Annotated in this window: 4 protein-coding genes; 1 reads left to right on the top strand and 3 read right to left on the bottom strand. The window is 39.9% G+C overall.

The genetic code is table 11. The features are described 5' to 3' along the window. Window positions 1–33: 33 nt before the first annotated feature. From WBV27_RS07045 to WBV27_RS07035, 3 genes are all read right to left on the bottom strand, one after another. The gene (locus WBV27_RS07045) at window positions 34–1,446 is read right to left on the bottom strand and encodes an MFS transporter (RefSeq protein WP_424200663.1); all 1,413 of its coding nucleotides are present in this window, start codon (window positions 1,444–1,446) and stop codon (window positions 34–36) included. 170 nt (window positions 1,447–1,616) lie between these two features. After that, on the bottom strand, window positions 1,617–4,052 hold the full coding sequence (locus tag WBV27_RS07040; RefSeq protein ID WP_424200661.1) for a GH39 family glycosyl hydrolase: 2,436 nt from the start codon (window positions 4,050–4,052) through the stop codon (window positions 1,617–1,619). Between the two features lie 208 nt (window positions 4,053–4,260). Then, window positions 4,261–5,802 (bottom strand): DUF5597 domain-containing protein, encoded by a 1,542-nt coding sequence (locus WBV27_RS07035; RefSeq protein ID WP_424200659.1) that lies wholly within the window; start codon window positions 5,800–5,802, stop codon window positions 4,261–4,263. Window positions 5,803–5,912: 110 nt separating this feature from the next. Between WBV27_RS07035 and WBV27_RS07030 the strand changes: the two genes are divergently transcribed. Then, window positions 5,913–6,731: an AraC family transcriptional regulator gene (locus WBV27_RS07030; protein ID WP_424200657.1), complete on the top strand. Its 819-nt coding sequence runs from the start codon at window positions 5,913–5,915 to the stop codon at window positions 6,729–6,731. The last annotated feature ends 93 nt before the right edge of the window (window positions 6,732–6,824 follow it).

The raw sequence follows: 6,824 nt of genomic DNA, 5'->3' as shown, positions 1-6,824 counted from the left end.
AGATTTCCTTACAAAATGCCTTGCCTCAATTCATTAATCTTCTTCTAGTTCTCGGATTTCCAATTCGACTGCGATTTGATCCATTTGTTTTTTATCAAGTTTGTACCAATACAAGGGAAGAATGCTGAGTACCATTAAAATCGCAGGGACTAAGTTTACTACCACATTTATTCCTGTGATAGAGGCTTGTGACTGTACTGCTCCTGGTACATAACCGGTTGCTGAAAGCATCAGCACTCCCCCGGCTCCGGCTATCGCTGATGCAAGTTTTACACCAAATCCTAAGAACGAGAATGTCAATCCTTCATCTCGCACTCTATATTTCCAATCTCCATATTCCACACAATCAGATAACATTCCTGTGGAAACACTGCCAGCTGAGTTCGCAAGTCCAATAAATGCAGCAGTCGTCAGCAAGAAGGCGGTGTTACCGGATGGGAAAAGAAAAAGAACGAATATAGATATAATACTGATCAGACTTAGTATCAGCAACCAATTTCTCTTACCAAATTTCTTTGTAGCCACTGGCAACAACATACTACCTATCAATTGAAAAACAGTCATACTTGTAAAAATTGGTGCAATCATTGTAAAAGATCCGACTACATAAATTACATAGTATGCAAGTAAGGTCATTCTTCCAATAACGGACATTGCCCCCAAGAAAACACTCCAAACTGTGATCAACAGCATTTTGTTTTTAAATAGCGCTTTCAAAGATGTCGTAACAGAAATTTTTTGTTTCTCTCTCTTCCTTGAATCCGTTCTTGCTGTTTCCTTACAATGATATGCTGTTAGCCAAAAAGCTGGAATCATAATCAGGGAACAAATAACAGTGACCCAAAAGTAGCCTCGAGAATTAGCAACATCACTGTTACTGAAAAATAAGATGGCTGGCATTACTGCCATGGATAAAATCATTTGAATGATACTGCCACCAACTGCTCTTGCTGACGTATAATTCATTCGAACTTGTGAGTCTTTTGCAATTCGGTTTACTAAACTGGCATACCCAACCGAAAGTGCAGTATAAGACATTCCTGCTCCAATATATAAAACTAAGCAAAGAATTACTTTCGTTACACCTTCTACAGGGAATACAGTAAACGTAAGAATATTAAATATAGCTAGGAATGGTGGAGCAAAAATGAGATATGGCCTGAATTTACCCCATCTAGTATGTGTTCTATCAGCTATGATGCCCATCATCGGATCGTTCGCAGCATCCCAGATACGCGCAACAAGCATGATCATTGAAATCGCAGCAGCAGAAAGCCCAATAATATCAGTGTAAAAAATCATCAGATAGGTATTGATCATATACCAACTCAATTGACTTCCAACTTCACCGAAGCTGTAAAAAACAGCTATCTTTTTACTTGTTTTTTCTTGAATTTTCACTTTTTGACTAGCTACCTCAAAATTCATATCCACCTGTTTTTCCATTTGTCTTCCTCCTGATCGTAAATTATAAGACCGCTTGTAATCGATTACATACATAGTTTATACCGGGACGGAAGTTTCCTCTACTTTGATAGCGTTTAAATTCATGGTACTTCCATGACGAGAAAACGCTACCTTTTATTGTTGTGTAAATTTGTGTGGCACATTCTTAACTAATCTGATACTTTTTGGATGTCAAACAAGCAAATATCATACGGGGACAGATGGATTTCCAGTACTAATTTATCATCGCTGATGATTTGTGTCAGTATTTCGATCTTCGGAACGCATTTTTGCTTCAGGTATTGGATCATTTCTTTATCAAAATGATCGATTTGGCTGATCGCATTGACTTCTTCCAAAAAATTGCCGTTGTTCTTCCCGATGCTGTACTTGGTGATCCGGTATTTACCGGCTGCTTCAAAGCCATTCAGTTCAATTGTCCAATCGATCGGCTGTTCATTGTCAAAAATGGCGTAGGCATTGTTTTTGTGGAATCCTCCGATGGTGTCGTAGTAATAGGTCGCATTCAAATGGCTGTAGTGGTAGCACAGCAACTGATATTGCTTTTCTTTTCTGGTCACGATCAGATTTTCGGAAGCGAAGATTCTTTTCGGACCCAATTTCTTCAGAAATTTGAAAGCATAGTAACCGATTTTGGGGACTCCGTTTTTGGATAGGATACCGGCTCCGCCAAAGATTTCTTTTTTGGCTGTATCGAAACTGGTCACCGTCAAATCCGACAATTGCCAATACCCGATCAGATCGCAATAGGAAAGGATCGAAAGGATATTCTTCAGGATATAGGCGCCTTTGAAGGCCGTATCATTGACGATTTCCCTGTTCAGGATGGTCACGTTGAACTCCGTCACGTACAACTTCGTACCCAAATCCAATTCATCCAGTAAGGTGCGGATGTCCTTGATTTTATTCAGCATATAATCTTCATCATGGGAAATCGGATTCGCACGCTTCTCTACAACATAGCCATGTTTGATTTCATCGATCGGATAGATGCCGATGCTGATGAAGTCCGGTTTGACTTTTTCCTGTTTCCATTTGCGCAGAAAATTCCGCATGTCTCCCCGCTCGATGTCCAAACTCAATCCGCAGCCGCCTACTTGCATTCCCGGTACGATACGCTTGATCGATTCGCTGATTTTACTGAAGTAACGGATATAGTGCGGATACTGCGAAATATCCACCTGTCCGTCGCCCATCTCGATCAGGGATAGCTGTTCCTGATCCGTGTTCTTAAGGACCAATGCGTTCGGTTTCCATATTTCGATGATCCATTTTGAGACTTCCTCATCGCCGTACTTATCGATGCAATGGTTGAGAAAGGTTGTGAACCTGAGCAAAATCCCGTCCATTCTGTTGGTCTTCAGCTCAAACGGTTCTTTCTTAATGATTTTTGTGTGGGTTTCATGTATCAGTTTGCCTTTGAATCCGAGTTCCAAAAACGGAATCATCCCGGCATCGAGAACCGTCTGCAAAATTTCATCAACTTTTGTGAAGTCGAATTCATCGCCAACTTGTTCAAACAAAACATTGTTGAACAAGCCCCAAATCCGGCCGTAGCGAAAAGCATTCTGCTCTTGCGTATATCGGATTTGTTGGGCGAACGACGTGTGGAGCAGGTCACCGGCGTAACCGAGATTGATCAGATATTTGTCGTAATCGAAATCTTCCGACTCTGAAACATCGATTTTCAGCTTGTCGGCACTATTGCCTTCCTCCTCTTCCACAAAGTACTTCTGCAGATCCGTCAATTCTTCATTCGGTATCGCAAAAGGTGACGATTGGATTTCGATGCCCTTTTTCGATTCTCTGCGGTACTCGCTGGGAGTCAATCCTTGATATTTTTTGAACAGCCGGTTGAAGGAATTTATGTTGGAAAATCCGGCTGAAAATGCAATGTTGGTAACGGATTTTTCTGTTTCGAACAAATCTTTCCGCACTTTTTCCAGACGTTTTCTGATCAGATACTCGCTCAAGGATAAGCCGATTTCGTTCGAGAACAATTTGGAAAGGTACTGTTCCGATACGAACAATTTTCCCGCCAAATCAGATAAGCGGATCTCTTTATCAAAGTTATTATCGATGTAAAATTTGACTTCCTCGACTTTTTGCTTGATACTCCTGTCCGACTCAAGCTGCACTTTCACAAAATACTTCTTTTCCAACGTATTGATGAGGTTGAAGTACACCTCAAAGATTTCCGATATCCGTTTCTGTTCCTTAAAAATGTACAGTTCCACCAATTGGTTCAACAAATAGGTTACTTGCATATCCGAGCTGTGCGTATTTTTGACTGAATCACCGGTGAAATAGTAACTGTACGGGTCGGACTCATCCTCTTCGGAATAAAAATACTGCAACGACAACTGAAAAACTTTTGAATCGCCTGTATGGCATGTATACGATTTGGATTTATGCAGAATGAAAAAATCGTCCTTTTGCAAAGTCAAATAACTGCCTTCGGATTCTACCGACAGTTCCCCGACCAACACATACAGCAGATGGATATCATCATCAAAATTTTGGATGACTTCCTTGTTTCCGATTTTTTCAATCTTGATGTTTTCCCATGGATTGATGAGTTTCAAATGATCACCTCTTTCAGGTATTACTATATGCTATTCAGGCAGCTCCTCACAAGAGAATACAGCATAAAAACAGTGCTGCACTTAAAATATCAAACTGGATTTTAGGACAATATCAAAAAGTCCTTTATAGTGGTTTGTCAGAATACTCATCCAAGACCACTAAAAAGGACTGACGCATAATCAATTCTAGTTCAATTCGAATGCTACCTTAATATTTAAACAATTCAATGAGGTAGCAACTTGGCATTGCATCAAAACTAACCGACATTTTTTCATCACCGTTCAGAACTCTACCGGCTATAAATTTCCCATCTTTTAAATCGCCTTCTTCAAATTTGATGACTTCTACTTTATAATTTTCACCTGGCTTAGCCCGGAAGCTAAGCTTGCTCATCATTCCTACAAGTAAGAATTTATTTTCTTCAAGTTCAAAAATCGCCCCTGAAGCAACAGGCTTCTTGTCCATTCTTGGTGCATAAGAAACAACTAGATCATAATTAGTCAGGTTAATGAAAGCCCCAAAATCGGTTTCGTGCTTTTTAACATAACTATGCACTCTACCCGTTCCTCGATACTCCATCAAGAGTGGTTTTATGTTTTCGATTATTGAATATGTTTTGGCCAAATAGTTCTTACTGCCTTCGATATCAAAAGCGGATGGATCTATATTTAGAGCCAGCATCACATCCATTGGAGGCTTATTGATACTTTCTGGAGGGAGCACCAATTCTTCAATCCCAAATGGAGAATAACCAATCGCATTATGCTTCGTAAACGCATACAAACAGTAGGAAGAAGTAACTGCATCTTTTCTGACTTCCGGAACCAACAGCGGATTTCCTTCATACGCATACTCATCCAATACTTGTGGCACGTAAGGAACGTAGATGTCTGGGGCCAAAGTAAATAAAGAGGGTGCAATGGCTTTCCAAATTTTATGAACTTCTTTTACAGGGCCGCCGCTAGGATACGAACCAGGATACCATGGATACTGTTTTAGCCAAGCGTTTGTGAAATATGGAATTGGATATTCGTATTTTCCAGCTGAGGTAATTTTTTCAACCGCTCTTGCGTAGTGATAGGCCATAAAGCTCTCATTAGCATCTTTTCCGAAAGCCTCGTCCCATGTGCCGACTAAGTTTAGCTTATCCGCCAAATCTTGGGGGATCTCTTTGCTGATGAGGTCATTTGCTAGGGGACTATAGTCTCTGTCTGTCCCTAATAAACCGATTTCATTTTCGACCTGAACCATGATAACAGTTGAATGTTCTTGGTCTATTTCCTTAATATGCTTCATCACTTTGGAAAAAGCATAGGCATCTTTCTCGACAGCCAGTTCGCATAAAGGCGAAATGGAATGCAGCTTTTCTCCTTTAGCTGTTTGCACTCTGCTGTATTTGCTGGAGTCCTGCTTCATCCACTTGGGCGTATACATGCTCTCCGCATTTTTCCAAAGCCCAAACCAGATCAAGATGAGATGCATCTTTTGCTCCCTAGCTTGGCTGATCAGTCCATCCAACAAAGTAAAATCAAATTCTCCTTCTACAGGTTCTATCAACTCCCAATAGATTGGCGCAATTACAGAATTCATATTAAGCGGTTTCAAATTCGGCCACACGTTTTCCTCCATGTATTTTAGATCGCTGGTACTCGAATTATGAAGTTCACCGGCTAATGAAAAAAATGGTTCTCCCTTTACGTAAAGTGTTGGAAATCCCTTTTCGTTTCTGATTTCAGGTATTTTTGTCATTGATATTCCTCCTTTTCTATCTACGCTTAGTATAGTGCCTATTGACAATCAGCGTCCATCTTAATATATTTATAATCATAGTAAAATATTAAGATGAGGAGGGATAACACATGATAATCACAATAAATAATCTGGATTATCGTTCCACGAACATTCCGATGATGGTATTGACCCTAGGATTCAAACATAATCAAGAAACCATTAACCGGATAGAAGGCGTCTCCCATTTCCAATGGTTTTTTTGTGAAAAAGGCCAAGGAGAAGTAATCATTGATGAGAAAAAAATGATCATCAATGAGGGTCAAGGATTCCTGATTTATCCAAACACTGCCCACGAGTACCATGCACTATCCGATGAATGGCTGCTTGATTTTGTAGGGTTTAATGGCGATATTTGTCTTGAACTCTTAACAAGTCTGGACATGACACAATCAGGCGCTTACCACTTATCTGATACGCAGATTTTTTCAACCTCTGTTCTTGAAATGATAAACACTTATAAGACTAGTGCGAATTTTAAAATTGAACTTTCGACCTATTGTTATAAACTTCTATTAAATTTGGCCAATGCAGTAAGGTTGATTATTGGAGAAAATCAATTTGGAACAAACAGAACCGTTAACAGTATCATTTCGTTTATCGAAGAGAATTATCACCAGCCTATCAACCTTGATGATATCGCTTCATCCTGCGGAATGACAAAGGAACATATTTGTGGGGTCTTCAAAAAAAATATGAACCAAACAATCAATCACTTTCTGACGAATGTAAGAATTATCCACGCCAGAGTGGAATTGTTGCAATTCCCAGAAAAGAAAATCCACCAGATTGCAGACTCTTGCGGGTTCCGGGACTCGAGTTATTTCTGTAAAGTTTTCAAAAAGCATGTCGGGTATTCTCCAGAACAGTTCAGAAAGGTAAAATATTGATGGGTATCCCCTCGGAAAATCCAGCATCATAGACAATAGGGCAAGGACTTGGATGTTCAAAATCCATGTCCTTGCCCTATTATTGTCCGAAGT

Source organism: Trichococcus sp., from assembly GCF_049589555.1.
In the GTDB taxonomy this organism is placed as follows: domain Bacteria; phylum Bacillota; class Bacilli; order Lactobacillales; family Aerococcaceae; genus Trichococcus.
Note: the sequence above shows the minus strand (reverse complement) of the source record. Positions and strands in the feature narration are given on the sequence as shown.